The organism is Kitasatospora sp. NPDC086801 (assembly GCF_044745805.1).
Lineage (GTDB): Bacteria > Actinomycetota > Actinomycetes > Streptomycetales > Streptomycetaceae > Kitasatospora.
Map to the genome: position 1 here is coordinate 47910 of NZ_JBIVAX010000025.1, position 23234 is coordinate 71143.

At 72.2% G+C, this 23234-nt stretch carries 19 protein-coding genes and 1 tRNA gene; 17 read left to right on the forward strand and 3 right to left on the reverse strand.

The genetic code is table 11. The features are described 5' to 3' along the window. The first annotated feature begins 149 nt into the window (after nt 1-149). Nucleotides 150-1130: a class I SAM-dependent methyltransferase gene (locus tag ACIPLC_RS24130; RefSeq protein ID WP_400475076.1), complete on the forward strand. Its 981-nt coding sequence runs from the start codon at nt 150-152 to the stop codon at nt 1128-1130. A 211-nt stretch (nt 1131-1341) separates the two neighbouring features. On the opposite strand, the gene ACIPLC_RS24135 is transcribed toward ACIPLC_RS24130, so the two are convergent. Beyond that, nucleotides 1342-3006, reverse strand: a complete 1665-nt coding sequence (locus tag ACIPLC_RS24135; protein ID WP_400475077.1) for an APC family permease — start codon at nt 3004-3006, stop codon at nt 1342-1344. A gap of 320 nt (nt 3007-3326) precedes the next feature. Continuing rightward, nucleotides 3327-3411: transfer RNA gene (locus tag ACIPLC_RS24140), tRNA-Leu, on the reverse strand. 432 nt (nt 3412-3843) lie between these two features. Here ACIPLC_RS24140 and ACIPLC_RS24145 point away from each other — a divergent pair. Then, on the forward strand, nt 3844-4308 hold the full coding sequence (locus ACIPLC_RS24145; protein ID WP_400475139.1) for an ATP-binding protein: 465 nt from the start codon (nt 3844-3846) through the stop codon (nt 4306-4308). A gap of 76 nt (nt 4309-4384) precedes the next feature. On the opposite strand, the gene idi is transcribed toward ACIPLC_RS24145, so the two are convergent. After that, complete coding sequence (gene idi / locus ACIPLC_RS24150; protein ID WP_400475078.1) at nt 4385-5041, reverse strand: isopentenyl-diphosphate Delta-isomerase; 657 nt, start codon at nt 5039-5041, stop codon at nt 4385-4387. A 511-nt stretch (nt 5042-5552) separates the two neighbouring features. Here idi and ACIPLC_RS24155 point away from each other — a divergent pair. The 15 genes from ACIPLC_RS24155 (at nt 5553) to ACIPLC_RS24225 (ending at nt 23232) form a co-directional block, all read left to right on the forward strand. Next, nucleotides 5553-6308 (forward strand): sugar phosphate nucleotidyltransferase, encoded by a 756-nt coding sequence (locus ACIPLC_RS24155; RefSeq protein ID WP_400475079.1) that lies wholly within the window; start codon nt 5553-5555, stop codon nt 6306-6308. Further along, nucleotides 6296-7357, forward strand: a complete 1062-nt coding sequence (locus ACIPLC_RS24160; protein ID WP_400475080.1) for an iron-containing alcohol dehydrogenase family protein — start codon at nt 6296-6298, stop codon at nt 7355-7357. Before ACIPLC_RS24155 ends, ACIPLC_RS24160 begins: the two co-directional genes overlap by 13 nt. Before the next feature lie 91 nt (nt 7358-7448). Next, nucleotides 7449-8186: a CDP-alcohol phosphatidyltransferase family protein gene (locus tag ACIPLC_RS24165; protein ID WP_400475140.1), complete on the forward strand. Its 738-nt coding sequence runs from the start codon at nt 7449-7451 to the stop codon at nt 8184-8186. Continuing rightward, entirely contained in the window at nt 8183-9082 is a 900-nt protein-coding gene (locus ACIPLC_RS24170) for a glycosyltransferase family 2 protein (RefSeq protein WP_400475081.1), read from the forward strand. The genes ACIPLC_RS24165 and ACIPLC_RS24170 overlap by 4 nt, the downstream gene beginning before the upstream one ends. A gap of 136 nt (nt 9083-9218) precedes the next feature. Further along, nucleotides 9219-10160 (forward strand): ABC transporter permease, encoded by a 942-nt coding sequence (locus ACIPLC_RS24175; RefSeq protein ID WP_400475082.1) that lies wholly within the window; start codon nt 9219-9221, stop codon nt 10158-10160. Next, complete coding sequence (locus tag ACIPLC_RS24180) at nt 10153-10962, forward strand: ABC transporter ATP-binding protein (RefSeq protein WP_400475083.1); 810 nt, start codon at nt 10153-10155, stop codon at nt 10960-10962. The genes ACIPLC_RS24175 and ACIPLC_RS24180 overlap by 8 nt, the downstream gene beginning before the upstream one ends. Nucleotides 10963-11227: 265 nt before the next feature. Then, nucleotides 11228-12208 (forward strand): squalene synthase HpnC, encoded by a 981-nt coding sequence (gene hpnC, locus ACIPLC_RS24185; RefSeq protein WP_400475141.1) that lies wholly within the window; start codon nt 11228-11230, stop codon nt 12206-12208. 41 nt (nt 12209-12249) lie between these two features. After that, a complete protein-coding gene (gene hpnD / locus ACIPLC_RS24190) occupies nt 12250-13107 on the forward strand; it encodes a presqualene diphosphate synthase HpnD (RefSeq protein ID WP_400475142.1) in 858 nt (285 codons plus the stop codon). A gap of 142 nt (nt 13108-13249) precedes the next feature. Then, entirely contained in the window at nt 13250-14683 is a 1434-nt protein-coding gene (hpnE, locus tag ACIPLC_RS24195) for a hydroxysqualene dehydroxylase HpnE (RefSeq protein WP_400475084.1), read from the forward strand. Between the two features lie 224 nt (nt 14684-14907). After that, a complete protein-coding gene (locus ACIPLC_RS24200; protein ID WP_400475085.1) occupies nt 14908-15996 on the forward strand; it encodes a polyprenyl synthetase family protein in 1089 nt (362 codons plus the stop codon). Between the two features lie 7 nt (nt 15997-16003). Further along, nucleotides 16004-18088: a squalene--hopene cyclase gene (gene shc, locus ACIPLC_RS24205; protein ID WP_400475086.1), complete on the forward strand. Its 2085-nt coding sequence runs from the start codon at nt 16004-16006 to the stop codon at nt 18086-18088. Further along, on the forward strand, nt 18085-18765 hold the full coding sequence (locus ACIPLC_RS24210; protein WP_400475087.1) for a 1-hydroxy-2-methyl-2-butenyl 4-diphosphate reductase: 681 nt from the start codon (nt 18085-18087) through the stop codon (nt 18763-18765). The genes shc and ACIPLC_RS24210 overlap by 4 nt, the downstream gene beginning before the upstream one ends. A 2-nt stretch (nt 18766-18767) precedes the next feature. Beyond that, nucleotides 18768-19796: an adenosyl-hopene transferase HpnH gene (gene hpnH / locus ACIPLC_RS24215; protein WP_400475088.1), complete on the forward strand. Its 1029-nt coding sequence runs from the start codon at nt 18768-18770 to the stop codon at nt 19794-19796. A gap of 126 nt (nt 19797-19922) precedes the next feature. Beyond that, nucleotides 19923-21833, forward strand: coding sequence for a 1-deoxy-D-xylulose-5-phosphate synthase (dxs, locus tag ACIPLC_RS24220; protein WP_400475089.1), 1911 nt, complete (start codon nt 19923-19925; stop codon nt 21831-21833). Beyond that, nucleotides 21823-23232 carry an aspartate aminotransferase family protein gene (locus ACIPLC_RS24225; protein ID WP_400475090.1) on the forward strand — a complete coding sequence of 470 codons (1410 nt, stop codon included), beginning with the start codon at nt 21823-21825 and terminating at the stop codon, nt 23230-23232. Before dxs ends, ACIPLC_RS24225 begins: the two co-directional genes overlap by 11 nt. Nucleotides 23233-23234 lie beyond the last annotated feature (2 nt).

Consider the following 23234-nt stretch of genomic DNA (forward strand, 5'->3'; position numbering starts at 1 on the left):
AACTCAGCTGCGAGGCACTACTGTTGCCAGTGGTTCGTAGTGGTGCGCATGGTCCGGGGCCAGCGTGTCCCACGGTCGGGCGGGGGCTGCCACCGGGCTGAGGTCTGGCTCAAATCCGCAGGTCATCCGTACCGCCTAAGGAGCATCCCGTGACCGATGCCGCGTTGAAGGACGAGTCGCAGCGGCCTGCCGAACCGGCTCTGCTGGAAGACGTCCCGGGCTGGTTCTGGGACCACGACCGGCACTCGTTCGACTGGTTCATGGGGCAGCAGGAGAAGGCCGGGATCACCGGGGACCTGCTGGAGATGGGCGCGTACCTGGGCCGCAGCGCGATCGTGATCGGCGAGCACCTCCAGCCCGGCGAGACCTTCACCGTCTGTGACCTCTTCGACTCGGACGCGCCGGACGACGAGAACGCGGCCGAGATGGACACCTCCTACCGGAAGTCGCTGACCCGCTCGGCCTTCGAGGCCAACTACCTCGCCTTCCACGAGGAACTGCCGGAGATAATCCAGGCCCCGACCTCCATCCTGGCCGGCGGGCGGATCGCGGCGGGCACGTTCCGCTTCATCCACATCGACGCCTCGCACCTGTACGAGCACGTCGTGGGCGACCTCCAGGTGGCCCGGGTCGCGCTCCAGGACCAGGGCGTCGTGGTCCTGGACGACTACCGCTCCCAGCACACCCCGGGCGTGGCCGCCGCGACCTGGGGCGCGGTCTTCAACCACGGGCTCAAGCCGATCATGCTGACCGAGTGCAAGTTCTACGGCACCTGGGGCGACCCGGAGCCGTTCCAGCGCGACCTGCTCGACAGGGTGGACCTCGCCGCGGGCTGTTACCTCAGCGCCGAGACCCTGAACGGGCAGCAGGTGCTCCGGATGACGGGCAGCTCGGACGGGATCGGCGAGTTCCGCCCCTCCCGCCACCACCAGCGGCTGGCCGCCGAGGCCGCCCGGAGCGAGGCCGTGCAGTCCCGTCGGGCGCTCCAGGAGGATGCCGCCCGCGACCTCGCCGCCCGCCGCGCCCGCGCCGCCGAACTGCGCCGCCCGGCCAACGTCGCCAAGCGCGCCGCCCGCGACCTGCTCCCCCCGGTCGTCACCGCCGTCATCCGCCGCGCCCGCCGGGGCTGATGGCCGACCGCCGACGGCCGGCGGGCCCGATGGACAGATGTCAGCGAACAGATAACAGAATCTGAAATCTGTTATCTGTTCGCTGACATCTGTCGGCCGTCGGCTGTCACCCGGAACCCCTGGCACCCCGGAACTCCAGCACCCCACCCCCCGAACCAACGCGGAAGGGCCGGTCGATGAACTCGACCGGCCCTTCACCGTTGCACGCCCCTCAGGCCCGCGAGGCCTCCCGCGGCTCCTGACCGGAGCCCGCAGAGCCCTCGGCGGCTGCGGCCTCCTCGGCCAGCTCGCGTCGGACGGCGGCCAGGGACGGGTTGGACCAGGCGCTGGCGACGCCCCAGCGGTAGAAGGCCAGGGCGATGGCCGCGACGACCAGCAGGTCCCAGCCCTCGGGCAGGTAGCCCTGGCCGCCGAAGTCGGTGCTACCGGCCCAGGAGACGCCGGCCATCACGAACAGGTAGGCGACCATCCACGCGCCCGCCTTCACGTGCGGCCGCAGCTCGGCCCACGGCTTGCGCAGCTCGTACCAGGCCCAGATCGGCAGGCCGGCGGCCATCAGCAGGATGACCTTGCCGGTGAGCGGCCAGCGGGCCCAGTACAGGACCAGCGAGCCGAACACCATCGCCACGGGTGCGATGACCGGCATGGCCCGCAGCCGGACCGGCCGGGGCAGGTCGGGCGCGAGGCGGCGCAGCGCCATCACGGCGACCGGGCCGGTGACGTACGAGATCACGGTGGCGACCGAGACGATCTCGGCCAGCGAGCCCCAGCCGCGGAAGACCGCGAGGAACAGGAAGGCGACCACCAGGTTGAGCACCAGGGCCGGGCGCGGGATGCCGGTCTTGGCATCGACCTTGCCGAAGATCTTCGGCAGGTGGCCGTTCTCCTGCACGCCGTGGATCATCCGCGAGGTGGTGGCGGCGTAGATCATGCCGGTGCCACTGGGGGAGACGAAGGCGTCCGCGTACAGCAGCAGGGCGAGCCAGTTGAGGCCCCAGACCATCGCGAGGTCGGCGAGCGGCGAGGTGTAGGCGAGGTTGCTCCAGCCGTTCGACAGGTCGGCGGCCGGGATGGCGCCGATGAAGGCGATCTGCAGCGCGACGTAGATCACCAGGGCGATCAGGATCGAGCCGATGACGGCCTTGGGCAGCGACTTGCCGGGGTTGCGGGCCTCGCCGGCCAGGTTGAGCGGGGACTGGAAGCCGTTGAAGGCCCAGACGATGCCCGACACCGCGACGGCGGTGAACACGGCGCTCCAGCCGTTCGGCGCGAAGCCGCCGTGGTCGGTGAAGTGGGCGGTGTCGAAGTGGGCGAACAGCAGCGCGCCGGCGGTCAGGGTCGGGACGATGACCTTGAAGACGGTGATCGCCGTGTTGGTCTTGGCGAACATCGTGATGGCGAACCAGTTGAGGACGAAGTAGCCGACCAGCAGCACGCTGGCCAGCGCCACCCCGCTCAGGGTGAGTTCCTTGCCGTTGTACAGCCCCTGTGCCCAGCCGAAGTGCCAGGAGCTCATGTACTGGACGGAGGCGGTGGCCTCGCCGGGGATGACCGAGACGATGGCGATCCAGTTGGCCCAGGCGGCGAGGTAGCCGGCGAGCGAGCCGTGCGAGTACTGGCCGTACCGGACCATGCCGCCGGCCTTGGGGAACATCGACCCCAGCTCGCTGTAGGTGAGCGCGATGGTCAGCGCCACCGCGGCCCCGATCACCCAGGCCAGGATCGACGCGGGGCCGGCCAGCCGGGCGGCGCGCTCGGCGCCGAACAGCCACCCGGATCCGATGATTGATCCGAGCCCGACGGCGGTCAGGCTGATGGTGCCGAGCGATCGCCGGTAGTTCTGATGCGATGCCGTCGGAGACTCGGGCTCACTCAACGTATCGGTCCTCTCGCTCGGGGTTTCATCGGGTGGTGTCGTGGTTTTTGTGCTGGTTTCCGGACAAACGGAGATAGCCTATGGGGCCAAAACGGGCGAATACCTCAGGGGAAGCTCAAACTGTCCGATCGTTGCCATCTCGTGTCCGGTTTTCGGGCCGCGGCAGCCGCAAAAGTCGCATGGGTCACAGGGGTGGCGAGCGCCGCAGCGGCAACCCGGCCCGTACAGGGAACCCGAGAGAACCCGCGGATAGCGGCGGCGCGCCGGAAAAAAAGAAATTCCCCGCAGGTTCCTTTCGGATCCCACGGGGAATTCGGTTGTGTCCGAGGGGGGACTTGAACCCCCACGCCCGATAAAGGGCACTAGCACCTCAAGCTAGCGCGTCTGCCATTCCGCCACCCGGACAGGGTGTGTGCTTCGGGGTTTTTCTCGCCCCCTCGGCGACAGAGAGAACATTACCAGGGTTCTGGAGTGCTTCTCACCTGCGTTTCCCCGGGTGGGGGGACGTCCGGGTCGGCCGGGGTGGTCGGGCTGGCTGGGATGGGTCGCCACGGTGCGCGAACCCCGGCCGAAGCGGTGGCGAGCGCGAAGGAAACGGTCGACCCCGGCGGCGGCCGTGGTCCGTTCCGGCCGGAAGCGGTCCGACACGGGCAAGTTGTCGACGGTGCCACGGTCCCACCGGTGCCTCTCCTAGCCTCTGTGGACCGAGGGCGCCATGAGCGGAACGCCTGATCCCCGGGTCGCGGACACTCCCGGGTCGCGGACGAAGGGCGGCTGGACGTGGAGCAGATCAGCGGGGCGGCGAAGGCCGAGCCAAGACGCGGCGGGCCGGAACGTATGCCCGCCGGTCCGGCGCGCGCGCTCGCCGGACCGGTCGAGGGCGTGTGGCGCTTCCCGGTGCCGGCCGAGGAGGCCTCGGTGCCGCGGACCCGGCACGCGGTCCGTGACCGCCTGCTGGCCCAGGGGATGGCCGGGGTGCGCTACCAGGAGCTGGTGGACGACGTGCTGCTGATCGTCTCGGAGCTGGTGAGCAACGCGGTGACGCACGCGGCGGAGCTGTCGCCGGAGGTGACGACCGAGCTGGCGGTCCGCCGGGGCTGGGTCCGGGTGTCGGTCGAGGACGGCGACCCGTACCGGCCGAAGGCGTTGGAGAGCGACACCGGGCGGACCGGCGGCCGAGGCCTGCTGCTGGTGAAGAGCGTGACGTTGCAGGCCGGCGGGGTGTGCGACGTGGAGCGGACGGGGGAGGGCGGCAAGGTCATCTGGGCCTCACTGCCCGTCCCCCCGGAGACCGACGACTGAGCGCCGTGGGCCGACCCGCCGCGCACCCCGATCCGCCGCGCACCCCGACCCGCCCCGGGCCCGCCTACCGGCCCCGCTACCAGTCCCGCCCGGCGATCTCCCGGATCCCCGGCAGCGCCGCCTCGAAGACCGTCTCGAACCAGACCGAGAACGGTCGCTCGGCGCGCAGTTCCCGCAGTTCCTGCGCGGTCACGAAGGCGTAGTCGTCCACCTCGTCGGGGTTGGGCTCGACGGGCGCGGTCACCAGCCCGACGAACAGGTGGTTCCATTCCCGCTCGATCAGCCCGGAGGCCTCGTCCGGCAGGTCGTAGCGGACGGTGCCCGCCTCGCAGAGCAGCGCCGGCGCGATGCCGAGTTCCTCGGCGGTGCGGCGGGCGGCGGCGACGAACGGCGGTTCGTCCGGGTACGGGTGGCCGCAGCAGGTGTTCGACCAGACGCCGGGGGAGTGGTACTTGCCGAGCGCCCGCCGCTGGAGCAGCAGCCGCCCCTGGCGGTCGAAGAGGAAGACCGAGAACGCGCGGTGCAGCCGGCCGGGCTGCTGGTGTGCCCAGAGCTTCTCGGCGGTGCCGGTGGTGACGCCCTCGTCGTCGACCAGCTCCAGCAGGATCTCGGGGCCGGCGTCGGCGGCCCCGGTCGAGGCCCCCGGGTCGACCGTCACGTCCGTCTCGACGTCGAGACCGGTGTCGATCTCGGAGTCGAAGTGTGTCGGGTTGGTCGGCAGGCTCTGGGGCATGGGGCCTCTTTCGGGAGAGGGAGCAACGGAAGCATCGGGTACGTCCGGTACACCGGGTGCAGCGGACGCAGCGGGGGCACCGGCGCCGGCGTCGGGCTCCAGTCTGCCGTATGGGTGGCGGTGGGTACGGGTCCCACGCACAACCGGGCGGATCATGACCGTCCGCGGGTCGATTCCGGGCACAGATGGGTCCGAGACGTTCCCGGAAGGGTCATCGGAATAGCAGAATTGTTCGGCACCCATGCGAATCGCGTTCGATCACCGCCTCGTCCCGCGTTCGATCACTGCCGTGCCCCACGTTCGATCGCCGCTTCGCCACCCTCCCGTCACCTCGCAGCCCCCGGCCGCGTTCGGGCCGGTCGCCCGGGTCGCCTACCATCGCTTACGGCACGGTGCCCGCACTCGCGGTGGCACCGGCGCGCCGATTCGCGGCCCGGCCGGACGGAAAGCCGGTGCCCCGGCACCCCCGCGCACCGCCCCGCGCACCGCACGACGGATCAGGAGACCTCGCATGATCGGCCTCGTTCTGGCAGCCGGCGCCGGCCGCCGGCTGCGCCCGTACACCGACACCCTGCCCAAGGCGCTGGTGCCGGTCGACGGGGAGCGGACCGTGCTGGACCTCACCCTCGGCAACTTCGCCGAGGTCGGGATCCGCGAGGCGGCGATCGTCGTCGGCTACCGCAAGGAGGCGGTGTACGACCGCAAGGACGCCCTGGAGAGCAAGTACGGCGTCAAGCTCCACCTGGTCGAGAACGACAAGGCCGAGGAGTGGAACAACGCCTACTCGCTCTGGTGCGCCCGCGAGCTCTTCGCCGAGGGCCTGCTGCTGGCCAACGGCGACACCGTGCACCCGGCGTCCGTGCAGCGCACCATGCTGGAGGGCAACCAGCGCCTCGTCGAGGCCGGTACCGCCCCCGGCATCCTGCTGGCCCTCGACACGGTGAAGAAGCTCGCCGACGAGGAGATGAAGGTCGTCGTCGACCCGGCCGCCGGCATGCGCCGCATCACCAAGCTGATGGATCCGATCGAGGCCACCGGCGAGTACATCGGCGTCACCGTGATCAACCCCGCCGCCGCCGTCGACCTGACCGACGCGCTGCGCGCCACCTACGAGCGCGACCCGCAGCTGTACTACGAGGACGGCTACCAGGAGATGGTCAACCGCGGCCTGCGGATCGACGTGCAGCCGATCGGCGAGGTCTCCTGGGTCGAGGTCGACAACCACGACGACCTGGCGAAGGCGCGGGAGATCGCGTGCCAGTACTGACCCGGCTGGTCCCGTCGCCGCTGTTCGTCGAGGTCCGCCCGGGCGCGCTGGACGCGCTCGGCGGCATCCTCGCGGACCAGCGGCTGTCCGCCTCGGGCCGGATCGCGGTGGCGATCAGCAACGGCTCGGGTGCGGCGATGCGCCGGCGCCTGGAGCCGGCCCTGCCCGGCGCCGACTGGTACAACGTGGACGACGGCAGCCTGGACAGCGCGGTGCGCCTGGCCGAGTCGATGCGCGGCGGGCACTACGACGCGATGGTCGGCCTCGGCGGCGGCAAGATCATCGACGCCGCCAAGTACGCCGCCGCCCGGGTCGGCCTGCCGCTGGTCGCGGTCGCCACCAACCTGGCCCACGACGGCATCTGTTCGCCGGTCTCCACGCTCGACAACGACGCCGGCCGCGGCTCCTACGGGGTGCCCAGCCCGATCGGCATCATCGTCGACCTGGACGTGATCCGGCAGGCCCCGCCGCGCTTCGTGGCGGCCGGCATCGGCGACGTGGTCTCCAACATCTCGGCCTGCGCGGACTGGGAGTTGTCGCACGCGGTCACCGGCGAGCCGGTGGACGGACTGGCCGTGGCGATGGCCCGTTCGGCCGGCGAGAACCTGCTGCGCCACCCAGGTAACACTCAGGATCAGGACCTCCTCACGGCCCTCGCGGAAGCCCTGGTACTGTCCGGCATCGCGATGAACATCGCGGGCAGCACCCGGCCTTCCTCGGGTGCCTGCCACGAGATCTCGCATGCCCTGGACGTGCTGTACCCCAAGCGTTCCGCCCAGCACGGCGAACAGGTCGGCCTCGGCGCCGCGTTCGCCAGCTTCCTGCGGGGCGAGCGCGAGCTGACCGGTCTGATCGTGGAGCGCCTGGCGAGCCACGGGCTGCCGGTGACCGCGGCTCAGATCGGCTTCACCGAGGCGGAGTTCACCGACGCGGTGCACTACGCTCCGAACACCCGCCCGGGGCGCTTCACCATCCTTGAGCACCTCGACCTCTCCCCCTCAGCAATCAGGGACGCGTACGCCGACTATGTCCAAGCCGTCAACAGCTGACCCCTCCACCGCGGGCGCCGAACGGCCCCCGGTGGACCTGACCCGCCGGCCCTCGATCGAGGAACTGCGCGCGGTGATCCACCCGGAGGGCATGCTCCAGCGCCGCAGCGCCGAGCACTGGGCCGGGCGCCTGTACATGCGGCGGATCTCGTTGCGGATCACCCGGGTGCTCTCCACCGTGACGGCGATCACGCCGAACGGCCTGACGTACCTGATGATGTTCACCGGCGTCCTGGCCGGTGCCGCACTGGTCGTGCCGGGCATCGCGGGCGCGATCCTGGGGGCCCTGCTGATCCAGGTCTACCTGCTGCTGGACTGCGTGGACGGCGAGGTGGCCCGCTGGCGCCGGCAGACCTCGCTCACCGGTGTCTACCTGGACCGGGTCGGCCACTACATGTCCGAGGCGGCCCTGCTGACCGGGCTGGGCCTGCGCGCCACCGACCTGCTGCACCGCGAGGGCGGCGGTTCGCACTGGGAGTGGGCGTTCCTGGGCACGCTGGCCGCGCTCGGCGCGATCCTGATCAAGTCCGAGACGGACCTGGTGGACGTGGCCCGGGCCCGCAGCGGCCTGACGGCGGTCGAGGACAGCGCCTCGGTGCCGCGCTCCTCCTCGGTGGCGAAGGCCCGCCGGGCGGCCGCCTTCCTGAAGTTCCACCGCCTGGTCGGCGCGGTCGAGGCCTCGCTGCTGATCCTCGCGGCCGGGATCGCCGACGCCGTCCACGGCGGGCTGTTCTTCACCCGGCTCGCGGTGGTGGTGCTGGCGGCGATCGCCATGCTGCAGACCGTGCTGCACCTGCTGAGCATCGTCCTCTCCAGCAGGCTGCGATGAGCGCCCCGACCAGCGCGGAGACCTTCCGCCTCGGAGCCGTCATCATCACCATGGGCAACCGCCCCGAGGAACTGGCCGCCCTGATCGACTCGGTGCGCGCCCAGGAGGGCGCGGCGGTCGAGCTGGCCGTGGTGGGCCAGGGCGCCGAGCTGCCGCCGCTGCCGGAGGGCGTGCGCAGCGTGGAGCTGCCGGAGAACCTCGGCATCCCGGGCGGGCGCAACGTCGGCATCGAGCTGTTCGGCCGCGACGGCCGGGACGTGGACGCCGTCCTCTTCCTGGACGACGACGGGCACCTGCCGCGCACCGACTCGGCCCGCCTGCTGCGCGAGGCCTTCACCGCCGACCCGGAGCTGGGCATCGTGGCCTTCCGGATCGCGGACCCCGACACCGGCGTGACCCAGCGCCGGCACGTCCCCCGGCTGCGCGCCAGCGACCCGCTGCGCTCGTCCCGGGTGACCACCTTCCTGGGCGGCGCGAGCGCCGTGCGCTGCGCGGTGTTCGAGCAGGCCGGGCAGCTGCCCGCGGAGTTCTTCTACGCCCACGAGGAGACCGACCTCGCGTGGCGCGCGGCGGACGCCGGCTGGGCCATCGACTACCGGGCGGACGTGGTGCTGCACCACCCGACGACTTCGCCCGCCCGGCACGCCACCTACTTCCACAACATCGCCCGGAACAGGGTTTGGCTCGCCAGGCGGAACCTTCCGGCCCTGTTGGTGCCTCTCTATCTGGGAACCTGGTTCCTGCTGACCCTGGCCCGCCGCCCCTCCTCGGAGGCGCTGAAGGCCTGGTGGGGCGGGTTCCGGGCGGGCTGGCGCGAACCCTGCGGTCCGCGGCGGCCCATGCGATGGCGTACCGTTTGGCGATTGACCAGGCTGGGCCGGCCACCGGTCATCTGATCGAATGATCAATCGCTGCGGCCGGTGACCACACACCGGCCGGACTCTCCCCGTGATCCAGTGGATCCCCATCGGCGCAAGGCCGGCGGACCCCCGTCGACCGGCCGCCCCGACCGATCCCGCGTGAAGGACGAATGTGTCGACAGTGAGTGAACCCGTCAGCCTCTCAGCCCCCAGGGGGGTGGACGCGGGCCTGACCCCCAAGCAGCTTGCGGACAAGTACGGCCTGGCCGTGAGCGGCAGGCGGCCCGGCCTGATTGCGTACACCAAGCAGCTCTGGGCCCGGCGCCACTTCATCTGGGCCTTCGCCACCGCCCGCCTGGTGGCCCAGTACACCGACGCCAAGCTCGGGCAGCTGTGGCAGGTCGTGACGCCGCTGCTGAACTGCGCGGTGTTCTACCTGGTCTTCGGCGTGATCCTGAAGAGCAAGGACAACTTCCCGCCGGACACCTACATCGCCTGGCTCTGCATCGGCGTCTTCGTGTTCCAGTTCACCCAGAACGCGGTGCAGTCCGGCACCCGGGCGATCGCCGACAACCTCGGCCTGATCCGCGCGCTGCACTTCCCCCGTGCCTCGCTGCCGATCGCGTTCACCGTGATCCAGCTCCAGCAGCTGCTGATCTCGATGGTGGTGCTGGTCGGCACCGTGCTGGTCAGCGGCATCAAGCCGGGCCGGACCTGGCTGCTGATCATCCCGGCCCTCGTGCTGCAGATGATGTTCAACACCGGGATCGCCCTGGTCATGGCGCGGCTGGGCTCCAAGACCAGTGACATCTCCCAGCTGATCCCCTTCGTGATGCGGGCCTGGATGTTCCTGTCCGGCGTGATGTTCAGCATCCAGGACAAGATCCACGAGTGGCCCAAGTACATCCAGACGCTGATGGCCCTCAACCCGGCCTCGGTCTACATGGACCTGCTCCGGCACGCCTTCGCGCCGATCATCTACAACAAGCACCAGCCCCAGCACCAGGAACTCCCGCTCCACCAGTGGACCTACGGCATCGGGTGGGCCGTCGTGATGTTCGTGATCGGATACGTCTTCTTCTGGAAGGCCGAGGAGGAGTACGGCCGTGGCTGACGTCGAACTGAGCAAGCTGGACACCATCCGGGACGCGGACGTCGCCCGCGAGCCCACCGTCGTCGTCGACGACGTGCACATCGTCTACCGGGTGCACGGCGCCGGCTCCGGCAAGGGCAGCGCCACCTCGGCGCTGAGCCGCATCATCAGCCGCAAGCGCTCCGCGGGCGTGCGCGAGGTGCACGCCGTGCGCGGCGTCAGCTTCACCGCCTACAAGGGCGAGGCGATCGGCCTGATCGGCTCCAACGGCTCCGGCAAGTCGACCATGCTGGCCGCCATCGCGGGCCTGCTGCCGACCGAGAAGGGCGGCATCTACACCAACGGCCAGCCCTCGCTGCTGGGCGTGAACGCGGCTCTGATGAACGAGCTCACCGGTGAGCGCAACGTCATCCTCGGCTGCCTGGCGATGGGCATGGCGCCGGCCGACGTGCGGAGCCGCTACCAGGACATCGTCGACTTCTCCGGCATCAACGAGAAGGGCGACTTCATCTCGCTGCCGATGCGCACGTACTCCTCCGGCATGGGCGCCCGCCTGCGCTTCGCCATCGCCGCCGCGAAGACCCACGACGTGCTGCTGATCGACGAGGCGCTGGCCACCGGCGACCAGGCGTTCCAGCAGCGCAGCAAGAAGCGGATCGAGGAACTGCGCAAGTCCGCCGGTACGGTCTTCCTGGTCAGCCACGACAACAGCTCGATCCGCGAGGTCTGCGAGCGGACCATCTGGATCGAGGCCGGCGAGCTGATCATGGACGGCCCGACCGAGGAGGTCGTCGGCTGTTACGAGCGCGGCGAGCGTCCGTAGGGCTGGCACCAAACCGTCCAGGGGGCCGGTTCCGGGGATCTCCGGGGCCGGTCCCCTGTTCGTGCGCCCCCGCCGCTACCCCGGGTGGCCCGCCGCCGCGGGGGTGAGCGCCCCCGTGCGCCGGGCGGGGCGCTCTTCTCCGGCGCGCCCCGTGGTGTCAGGCTGTATGCGCGGGGGCGGTGTGCCGGACGTGGCGCCCCCGCTCGGACGCGTGTCCGAGTCGGGCCGGTGATACCCAGCGGTGTAGAACGGGGGAGTGACAGCAGTGTCGGCTTCGGCCCAGCCCAGAGATACGTCGGTGAACCGTTCCGCGGGGGAGACCCTGGACAAGGCGGGCGCGGAGAACTTCCCGGTCGCCCCGTTCTTCCTGCCCGCGGCCTGGCGCGACGACCTGATGGCCGTCTACGGCTTCGCCCGGCTGGTCGACGACGCCGGCGACGGCGACCTGGCGGATCCGGCCGCCACCGCCGCCCTGCTCGGGGTCGGGGCCACGCCCCCCGCCACCCCTTCGGCCCAGTCCGGCCCGCCGACTCCGCAGGAGGTCGCCTTCCGCCTCGCACTGCTGGACGGCCTGGAGCACGACCTCGACCGGGTCTTCGAGGCGGCGCTCCACCCGGGAGCCCCCGACGGCCCCCGCCACCCGCTGCTGCGCCGCCTCGTCCCGCTGGTCGACCGGCACGGGCTCACCCCGGAGCCGTTCCGCCGCCTGATCGAGGCCAACCGGGTGGACCAGACCACCGCCCGCTACGCCGGCTACGACGACCTGATCGGCTACTGCACCCTCTCCGCCGACCCGGTCGGCCGCCTGGTGCTGGCCATCGCCGGCGTCGCCACCCCCGAGCGGATCGAACTGTCCGACGCGATCTGCAGCGCCCTCCAGGTGGTCGAACACCTGCAGGACGTCGCCGAGGACCTCACCCGCGGCCGGATCTACCTCCCGGCCGAGGACCTCGCCCGGTTCGGCGTCACCGAGGCCGACCTCGCCGCCCCCTCCGCCGACGGCGCGGTGCGCGAGCTGATCGCCTTCGAGGTGCAGCGGGCCCGCACCCTGCTCGACCGCGGCGCGCCATTGGTAGGTACGGTTCGGGGGAGGCTTCGACTGCTCCTGGCGGGATTCACCGCCGGCGGGTACGCGGCCCTGGCGGCCATCGAGGACGCCGGGTACGACGTGCTCGCGCAGCAGGCGAAGCCTGACAAGCGCCGCCTCGCAGCGAAGGCGGCGGCCATCTTCGCGAAGGGAAGGTGAACGCCCGAGTGGCGGCATCACCACTGGCGTCGGCCCAGGTCATGGCGGCGTACCGGTACTGCGAGGCAGTCACCGGACTTCAGGCACGCAACTTCAGCTACGGCATCAGGCTGCTGCCCGAACCCAAGCGGCTGGCCATGTCGGCCCTGTACGCCCTGGCCCGCCGGGTCGACGACATCGGCGACGGGGACCTCCCGTCCGACCGCAAGGCCGAGGCGCTGCTGCGCACCCGGGAACTGGTGGACGAGGTCCGCGCCGGGGCGGTCGCCGAGGACGACACCGACCCGATCAAGGTCGCCCTGGCCGACGCGGCCCGGCGCTTCCCGATCCCGCTCGGCGGCTTCGACGAACTGATCGACGGCGTCGAGATGGACCTCAAGGGCGCCGAGTACCAGACCTACGAGGAACTGAAGGTCTACTGCCGCTGCGTGGCCGGCTCGGTCGGCCGGCTCTCGCTCGGCGTGTACGGCTGCGACGACCCCGAGCGCGGCGCGGGCTACGCGGACACCCTGGGCCTGGCCCTGCAGCTCACCAACATCCTGCGCGACCTGCGCGAGGACGCCCTGAACGGCCGCACCTACCTGCCCGCCGAGGACCTGGCCCGGTTCGGCTGCGAGCAGGGCTTCGCGCTGCCCAGGCCGCCGGTCGGCGCCGACTTCACCGGCCTGGTGGCCTTCGAGGCCGCCCGCGCCCAGGCCGCCTTCGAGGAGGGCCTGCGGCTGCTGCCGATGCTCGACCGCCGCAGCCGGGCCTGCACCGCCGCGATGGCGGGGATCTACCACCGGCTGCTCGGCCGGATCGCCGCCGACCCCGAGTCCGTACTGCGCGGCCGGGTCTCGCTGCCGGGCTGGGAGAAGGCGTACGTCGCGCTTTCCGGGCTCGCCGGGGGGCGTTCTTGATTCTCACCGCAGTTCTGTCACGCTGTGTCAGCGGGGAATCACAAGCGGGCAGAGCAGTGTTGACCACGACCGGGCCGATCACGAGCGTGCCGGCCGGAGCGACCGCCGCAGGGCGGTCCAGCGATTGCGAGGGGGAGGGCCGATGACCGGGCGAGCCGATGCCGCGCGCCCGGCCGCCGTCGTGGTCGGCGGCGGCCTGGCGGGGATCACCGCCGCGCTGCGGCTGGCCGAGGCGGGCCACCGGGTCACCCTGGTCGAGGGGCGGCCCCGGCTCGGCGGGCTGGCGTTCTCCTTCCAGCGCGGCGAGCTGACCGTCGACAACGGCCAGCACGTGTACCTGCGCTGCTGCACCGCCTACCGCGGCCTGCTGGAGCGGCTCGGCGCCACCCGGCTGGTCCACCTGCAGGACCGGCTGGACGTCCCGGTGCTCTCCGTCGCCGGGCCGGACGCGGCCCCGGTGCGCACCCTCGGGCGGCTGCGCCGGGCCGGCCTGCCCGTTCCGCTGCACCTGGCCGGCAGCCTCGCCCGCTACCCGCACCTCGCGCCGGCCGACCGCGCCCGGGTGGTCCGCGGCGCGCTCGCGCTGCAGGGCCTGGACCTCGCCGACCCGGCACTGGACGAGATCTCCTTCGGCGAATGGCTGCGCCGCAACGGGCAGAACGCGAACACCCTCGCCGCGCTCTGGGACCTGGTCGGCGTCGCCACCCTGAACGCCCGGGCCGACCAGGTGTCGCTGGCGCTGGCGGCGATGGTCTTCAAGACCGGCCTGCTCTCCGACCCGGGCGCCTCCGACATCGGCATGGCCGCCGTCCCGCTCGGCGTGATCCACCACGACCGGGCGCTCGCCGAGCTGGAACGCGCCGGCGTGAAGGTGCTGCTGCGCGCCCGTGTCACGGACCTCAAGCCGGCCGTGCCCCAGCACGCCGTCCACCTGGAGGGCGCGGAGCCGCTCGCCGCCGAGACCGTCGTGCTGGCCGGCGCCCAGGACAGCGCGGCCGCCCTGCTGCCCCAGAACGCCGTCCCCGGCCAGGACCGGCTGACCGACTTCGGCACCGCGCCGATCCTCAACGTGCACGTGGTCTACGACCGCAAGGTGCTGCGCCGGCCGTTCTTCGCGGCCCTGGGCTCCCCGGTGCAGTGGGTCTTCGACCGCACCGCGCACTCCGGCCTGGCCGGCACCGGGCTCGGCCGGGCCCACCCCGGCGCCCAGTACCTGGCGCTCTCGCAGTCCGCCGTCCAGGACGAGATCGACCTGCCGGTCGCCGAGCTGCGTCGCCGGTACCTGCCGGAGCTGGCCCGGCTGCTCCCGGCCGCGGCCGGGGCCGAGGTGCTGGACTTCTTCGTCACCCGTGAGCGCACCGCCACCTTCGACCCGGCGCCCGGCAGCGCGCTGCTGCGGCCGTCGGCCCGCACGGACGTCCCTGGCCTGCTGCTGGCCGGCGCGTGGACGGCCACCGGCTGGCCAGCGACCATGGAGGGGGCCGTGCGCAGCGGCCACGCCGCGGCCGACGCGGCGCTCGCCGGGGCCGGCTCCCGGCTCCCGGTGGACCGGGGCGACGGGAGGTGGCCCCGGTGACGGCGGGCGCCGCCGGGGACCCCGCCAGAGCCGGCGGGTCCACCGTAGGCCGCACCGGCGGGACCGGCACCGGTCGCACCGGTGGCACTGACACCGGTGACACCGACACCAGCCGCATCGACACGAGCCGCATCGACACCGGCCACACCGACACCAGCCGCACCGACAGCGCAAGCACCCGGCCGCCCCGGGCGGTCCGGCACCACGAGGGAGAGGGAACGCACGTGGAGTCACGCACCGGCACCGCCGTCGGAGGCACGGCACACGCCGAACCGGTCTCGGTGCCGGAGCTGCTGGCCCGCAGCCGCACGCTCTGCACCCCGCCGCTACGGTCCGCGGTCGCCCGTTTGGCCGCACCGATGGACACCGTCGCCGCGTACCACTTCGGCTGGATCGACCGGGACGGCACCCCGGCCAAGGGCGACGGCGGCAAGGCCGTGCGCCCCGCCCTGGCCCTGCTCTCCGCCCAGGCCACCGGCGCCGCCGCCGAGGTCGGCGTGCCGGGCGGGGTCGCCGTTGAACTGGTGCACAACTTCTCCCTGCTCCATGATGATCTGATGGACGGTGACGAGACCCGGCGGCACCGGGCCACCGCCTGGACGGTCTTCGGTCCGGCCCAGGCGATCCTGGTCGGCGACGCCCTGGCGACGCTCGGCACGGAGGTGCTGCTCGACGCCGCGGTGACCGGCGGTACGAGCCCCACCGACGCCGCGCGGGCCGTCCGGCTGCTCACCACGGCGACCCGCCGACTGATCGACGGCCAGGCCATGGACGTGGCCTTCGAACAGCGCGACAGCGTCACCGTCGCCGAGTGCCTGGAGATGGAGGGCGGCAAGACCGCGGCGCTGCTGGCGGCCGCCTCGGCGATCGGCGCCGTCCTGGCCGGGGCCGACGACAAGGTCTCCGAACCGCTCCAGCGCTACGGCCACCACCTGGGCCTGGCCTTCCAGGCGGTGGACGACCTGCTCGGCATCTGGGGCGCCACCGAAGTCACCGGCAAGCCGCACTGGGGCGACCTGCGCCAGCGCAAGAAGTCCCTGCCGGTCGCCGCCGCCCTGGCCGAGGGCGGCGCGGCCTCGCGCCGGCTCGCCGAGCAGCTGGCCGACCCGAAGGGCCGCGGCGAGGAGGGCGAGCCCGAGCTCGCCGCCCGGGCCGCGCTGATCGAGGAGGCCGGCGGCCGCGCCTGGACCCAGGAGGAAGCCCGCCGCCAGCACACGACTGCCCTCGCCGCCTTGGACGAGGTGCCCATGTCCGACGAGGTGCGCGAGCACTTCGTCGCACTCGCCGAATTCGTGGTGGTACGAGAGAGGTGACGTTACGTTGACAGCAACCGCGGACGGCCGGCTCGACCCTGAGTACGATTCCGAGCCGGTCGCGGTGGGCGACCGCCCCCCGACCCTGCTGGGCGCCGGGCGGTGGCAGCCCGAAGACACCGACCAGCTCCGGCCGGCCGGTGAGGCGGACCTCGGACCGGCCGACGCGCGGGAGGCCCTGGCCCGAGCCACCACCCACCTGCTCTCGCTGCAGAGCTCCGAGGGCTGGTGGAAGGGCGACCTGGAGACCAACGTCACCATGGACGCCGAGGACTTACTGCTCAGGCAGTTCCTCGGGATCCGGACCGAGGACCAGACCAAGGCCACCGCCGAATGGATCCGGTCCCAGCAGCGGGAGGACGGCACCTGGGCCACCTTCCACGGCGGGCCGGCCGAACTGTCCACCACCGTCGAGGCGTACGTCGCCCTCAAGCTCGCCGGCGACGACCCCGACGCCCCGCACATGCTGGCCGCCGCGCGGTACGTCCGCTCCGCCGGGGGCATCGCGGCCGCCCGGGTCTTCACCCGGATCTGGCTCGCGCTCTTCGGCTGGTGGCCCTGGGAACGGCTCCCCGAGATGCCGCCCGAGATCATCTTCCTGCCCAAGTGGCTGCCGCTGAACATCTACGCCTTCGGCTGCTGGGCCCGCCAGACCATCGTCCCGCTGACCGTCGTCTCGGCCCACCGCCCCGTCCGTCCGGCGCCCTTCCCGCTCACCGAGCTGCACACCGACCCGGACCACCCCTACCCCGACCGGCCGCTCGCCCCCGCCACCAGCTGGGACGGCCTCTTCGAGCGCCTCGACAAGGTCCTGCACGCCTACCACCGCCGCGCCGTGCGCCCGCTGCGCCGGCTCGCCGTCTCCCAGGCCTGCCGCTGGATCGTCGAACGGCAGGAGGCCGACGGCTGCTGGGGCGGCATCCAGCCGCCCGCCGTCTACTCGCTGATCGCCCTGCACCTGGAGGGCTACGAGCTGGAGCACCCGGTGATGCAGGCCGGGCTCTCCTCCTTCGACCGCTTCACCGTGCACACCGAGGACGGCCGGCGCTGGCTGGAGGCCTGCCAGTCCCCGGTCTGGGACACCTGCCTGGCCACCATCGCGCTGGTCGACGCCGGGCTGCCGGCCGACCACCCGGCGCTGGTCTCGGCCGTCGACTGGATGCTCGGCGAGGAGATCCGCAAGGACGGCGACTGGTCCGTCCAGCGGCCCTCGCTGGCCCCCGGCGGCTGGGCCTTCGAGTTCGAGAACGACACCTACCCCGACATCGACGACACCGCCGAGGTGGTGCTCGCGCTGGGCCGGGTCGACCACCCCGACCCGGCCAAGGTCGACGCGGCGATGGACCGCGGCGTGCTCTGGAACCTCGGCATGCAGTCCAAGAACGGCGCCTGGGGCGCGTTCGACGTCGACAACACCAGCACGCTGCCCAACAAGCTGCCGTTCTGCGACTTCGGCGAGGTGGTCGACCCGCCGTCCGCCGACGTCACCGCCCACGTGGTGGAGATGCTCGCCGAGACCGGCCGGGCCCGCGACCGGCGCACCCGGCGCGGCGTCGAGTGGCTGCTGCACAACCAGGAGGCGGACGGCTCCTGGTTCGGCCGCTGGGGCACCAACTACATCTACGGCACCGGCTCGGTGCTGCCCGCCCTGGTCGCGGCCGGCGTCCCGGACGAGCACCCGGCGATCCGGCGCGCCGTGCGCTGGCTGGAGGACCGGCAGAACACCGACGGCGGCTGGGGCGAGGACATGCGCTCCTACGAGGATCCGGCCCGCTGGGCCGGTCGCGGCGACTCCACCGCCTCGCAGACCGCGTGGGCGCTGATGGCACTGCTCGCGGCCGGCGAGGGCCCGGACGGCCGGGCCAACCCGGCGGTGGAACGCGGCGTGGACTGGCTGGTGCGCACCCAGCTGCCCGAGGGCACCTGGGACGAGCCGCAGTTCACCGGCACCGGCTTCCCGTGGGACTTCTCCATCAACTACCACCTGTACCGGCTGGTCTTCCCGGTCACCGCGCTCGGCCGCTACCTGCACGGCAGCCCAGCCCTCGGCCGCAGGAACGGCGAGACCCCGGCGATCGGGGCGGCGCGGTGACCACCGCCCCGCTCCTGGTGCTCTGCGCGCTGGGCCCCGAGGTCTGGGCGCTGCGCGGCGGCGACTGGCGCGGCGCGGCCGGCGGGCCGCCGGTGCTGGTGCGCACCGGCATGGGCCGGCGGCGCGCCGCGCTGACCGTCCGCCGGCTGCTCGGCTCCGCCCCGGGCGGCTACGGCGCGGTCGTGGTGGCCGGCTTCGGCGCCGCGGTCGGCCCGGGCGTGCTGCCGGGCGACGTCGTGGTCGCCGACGGCGTGCGCGACGCGGAGGGGCACCTGTACCCCGTCGACTCCGGCCCGGAACTCGCCAGGGCCCTCAAGGAGCTCGGCCTGACCGCGCACGCCGGGGTGCACCACACCGCCGACCACGTCGTCCGCGGCCTGGAACGGCGGGCCCTGCACCTGCAGGGCGCGCTCGCCGTCGACATGGAGGCCGCCGCCGTGCTGGCCGCGCTGCGGGAACGGCGGCCGACGCTGCCCGCCGCCGTCCTGCGGGTGGTCGTGGACACCCCCCAGCGCGAACTGCTGCGGCTCGGCACCCTCCCGGCCGGGGTGCGCGCCTGGCGGACCCTGCGGGCGACGGTCCCCGCCCTGGTCGACTGGTACCGGCAGGAGTCCCGGCCCGGCCCCGCAGACCTGCACCACCCCACATCCTCGACGCTCCCCCAGGAGGCGAGCTAGCCATGGCCATGCCGTTGCGCCAGACCGTGCGGGTCGGCACCTACCTCATGCAGCAGAAGCTGCTCAAGCGCCGGGACAAGTTCCCGCTGATCGTCGAACTGGAGCCGCTGTTCGCCTGCAACCTCGCCTGTGAGGGCTGTGGCAAGATCCAGCACCCGGCGGGCGTGCTGAAGCAGCGGATGCCGGTGGCCCAGGCGGTCGGCGCGGTCCTGGAGTCGGGTGCCCCGATGGTCTCGATCGCCGGCGGCGAGCCACTGATGCACCCGCAGATCGACGAGATCGTCCGCCAGCTCGTCGAGCGCCGCAAGTACGTCTTCCTCTGCACCAACGCGCTGCTGATGCGCAAGAAGATGGACAAGTTCAAGCCCTCGCCGTACTTCACCTTCGCCGTGCACATCGACGGCATGCGCGAGCGGCACGACGAGTCGGTGGCCAAGGAGGGCACCTTCGACGAGGCGGTGGCGGCGATCAAGGAGGCCAAGCGGCGCGGCTTCCGGGTCACCACCAACAGCACCTTCTTCAACACCGACACCCCGCAGACCATCATCGAGGTGCTGGACTTCCTCAACGACGAGCTCAAGGTCGACGAGATGATGATCTCCCCGGCCTACGCCTACGAGAAAGCCCCCGACCAGGAGCACTTCCTCGGCGTCGACCAGACCCGGGAGCTCTTCCGCAAGGCCTTCTCCGGCGGCAACCGGAGCCGCTGGCGGCTCAACCACAGCCCGCTCTTCCTGGATTTCCTGGAGGGCAAGGCCGACTTCGAGTGCACCCCCTGGGGCATCCCCAACTACTCGCTGTTCGGCTGGCAGCGGCCCTGCTACCTGATGGCCGACGGCTACGTGCCCACCTACCGCGAACTCGTCGAGAAGACCGACTGGAACAAGTACGGCCGCGGCAAGGACCCGCGCTGCGCCAACTGCATGGCGCACTGCGGCTACGAGCCGACCGCCGTACTCGCCACCATGGGCTCGCTCAAGGAGTCGCTGCGCGCCATCACCGAGACCATCGGCGCCAACCGCGGCCACTGAGACGGTCGTTCGACCGCGCCACCGCTCCTGAGGACACACCGACCGGCCCGGGCCCCGCGCCCGGGCCGGCCCCGCCCCCGCCGGGCGGCGGCACCACCGCACCACTCCGAGTCGTGAGGTGTACCCATGTCACTGCTCTCCAGCGTCACGTCCCCGGCCGAACTGCGAAAGCTACCGGCGGCCGAACTCCCGCTGCTCGCCGACGAGATCCGCGCGTTCCTGATCGACGCCGTCACCCGCACCGGCGGACACCTCGGCCCCAACCTCGGCGTGGTCGAGCTGACCATCGCCCTGCACCGGGTCTTCGACTCCCCGTACGACCGGATCGTCTTCGACACCGGCCACCAGAGCTACGTCCACAAACTGCTCACCGGCCGCCAGGACTTCTCCCGGCTGCGGATGAAGGGCGGGCTCTCCGGCTACCCCTCGCGCGGCGAGTCCGAACACGACCTGGTCGAGAACTCGCACGCCTCGACCGCCCTGTCCTACGCCGACGGCCTCGCCAAGGCCGCCCAACTGCTCGGCCAGCACGACCGGCACACCGTCGCGGTGATCGGCGACGGCGCGCTCACCGGCGGGCTCGCCTGGGAGGCGCTCAACAACATCGCCGAGGCCCGCGACCGGCCGCTGGTCATCGTCGTCAACGACAACGAACGCTCCTACGCCAAGACCATCGGCGGCCTCGCCAACCACCTGGCCACCCTGCGCACCACCCAGGGGTACGAGCGCTTCCTCGCCCTCGGCAAGGGCGCGCTGCAACGCACCCCGCTGGTCGGCCAGCCGATCTTCGACGCGCTGCACGGCGCCAAGAAGGGCTTCAAGGACGCCTTCGCACCACAGGGCATGTTCGAGGACCTCGGGCTGAAATACCTCGGGCCGATCGACGGCCACGACCTCGGCGCCGTCGAGCAGGCGCTGCGCCAGGCGCGCAACTTCGGCGGCCCCGTCATCGTGCACTGCCTGACCGTCAAGGGGCGCGGCTACCGCCCCGCCGAACAGGACGAGGCCGACCGCTTCCACGCCGTCAACCCGATCGACCCGTACACCTGCCTGCCGATCTCGCCCAGCGGCGGGGTCTCCTGGACCTCGGTGTTCGGCGACGAGCTGGTCACGCTCGGCGCCGAGCGGCCGGACCTGGTGGCGATCACCGCGGCGATGCTCCAACCGGTCGGCCTGGCCCGCTTCGCCAAGGCCTACCCGGAGCGCACCTTCGACGTCGGCATCGCCGAGCAGCACGCCGTCACCAGCGCCGCCGGCCTCGCCACCGGCGGCCTGCACCCGGTCGTCGCCGTCTACGCGACCTTCCTGAACCGGGCCTTCGACCAGGTCCTGATGGACGTCGCCCTGCACCGGCTCGGCGTCACCTTCGTCCTCGACCGCTCCGGGGTCACCGGCAGCGACGGCGCCTCGCACAACGGCATGTGGGACCTGTCGATCCTCCAGGTCGTCCCGGGCCTCAGGCTCGCCGCCCCGCGCGACGCCGACCAGCTGCGGGTCCAGCTGCGCGAGGCCGTCGAGGTCGCGGACGCCCCCACCGTGGTCCGCTTCCCCAAGGCCACCATCGGGCCCGCCGTGCCGGCCGTCGAGCGGATCGGCGGGGTGGACGTCCTGCTGCGCACCGGTCGGCCGTCGGAGATCCTCCTGGTCGCGGTCGGCACCACCGCCCCCGCCTGCCTGGACGCCGCCCGGCTGCTGCTCGCGGAGGGCTTCACCGCGACCGTCGTCGACCCGCGCTGGGTCAAGCCGGTCGACCCGGCCCTGCCGGAACTGGCCGCCGCCCACCGGCTGGTCGTCACCGTCGAGGACAACGGCCGCACCGGTGGCGTCGGCGCCGCCGTCGCCCAGGCGCTGCGCGACGCCGACGTGGACGTGCCGGTGCGGGTGCTCGGCCTGCCGCAGGAGTTCCTCGGCCACGCCGCTCGCGGGGAGATCCTGGAGGAGACCGGCCTGACCGGCACCGGGGTCGCCGCCCAGACCGCCGTCTTCGCCAAGAACCTGCTACCGAACCGAGGAGCGAACCAGCGCCATGCCGGCTGACCCCGACCGCACCGCCGCCGCCAGCTTCGACCTCGCCGCGCTGATCGCCGAACGCGGCGCCGAGCGGTACGAGCTGCACGGCCGCCACCTCAACCCGCAGCTGCCGCGCATGCTGCACACCATCGGCTTCGACAAGTACTACGAGCGCGCCAAGGGCCCGTACTTCTACGACGCCGAGGGCCACGAGTACCTCGACATGCTGGCCGGCTTCGGCATCTTCGCGCTGGGCCGCCACCACCCGGTCGTGCGGTCGGCGATCCAGCAGGTGATGGACCTCGACCTGCCCGACCTGGTCCGCTTCGACTGCTCGCCGCTGCCCGGGCTGCTCGCCGAACGGCTGCTCTCGTACGCGCCCGGGCTGGACCGGGTGTTCTTCGGGAACAGCGGCACCGAGGCGGTGGAGACCGCGCTCAAGTTCGCCCGGTACGCCACCGGCCGCAGGCGCGTCCTGTACGCCGACCACGCCTTCCACGGGCTGACCACCGGCTCGCTCTCCGTCAACGGGGAGAACGGCTTCCGCAAGGGCTTCGACCCGCTGCTGCCGGACACCGCCATCCCGCTCGGCGACCTCGGCGTGCTGGCCAAGGAGTTGAAGCGCGGCGACGTCGCGGCCCTGATCGTCGAGCCGATCCAGGGCAAGGGCGTCCAGGCGCCGCCGCCCGGCTGGCTGCGCGCCGCTCAGGTTCTGCTGCACGAGCACAGGGCACTGCTGATCTGCGACGAGGTGCAGACCGGGATCGGCCGTACCGGCGAGTTCTTCGCCTACCAGCACGAGGAGGGCGTGCTGCCTGACCTGGTCTGCGTGGCCAAAGCGCTCTCCGGCGGCTACGTGCCGGTCGGGGCGACGCTCGGCAAGGGCTGGATCTTCGACAAGGTGTACTCCTCGATGGACCGGGTGCTGGTGCACTCGGCCAGCTTCGGCTCCAACGCGCAGGCGATGGCGGCCGGACTGGCGACCCTGGAGGTGATGCGCGACGAGAAGGTGGTGGAGAACGCGCGTCAGGTCGGCGACCAGTTGCGCGAGCGGCTGGCCGCGCTGGTCGACCGGTACGAGCTGCTCGCCGAGGTGCGCGGCCGGGGGCTGATGATCGGCATCGAGTTCGGCCGGCCCAAGTCGCTCAAGCTGCGCACCAGCTGGACGGCCCTGCAGGCTGCGCGCAAGGGGCTGTTCGCCCAGATGGTGGTCGTCCCGCTGCTCCAGCGGCACCGGATCCTGACCCAGGTGTCCGGTGACCACCTGGAGGTGATCAAGCTGATCCCGCCGCTGATCATCACGGAGCGCGACGTCGACCGGTTCGTGGACGCCTTCACCGACATCATGGACGACGCGCACCGGGGGAGCGGGCTGATGTGGGACTTCGGGCGGACGCTGGTGAAGCAGGCGGTCGGCAGTCGCTGAGC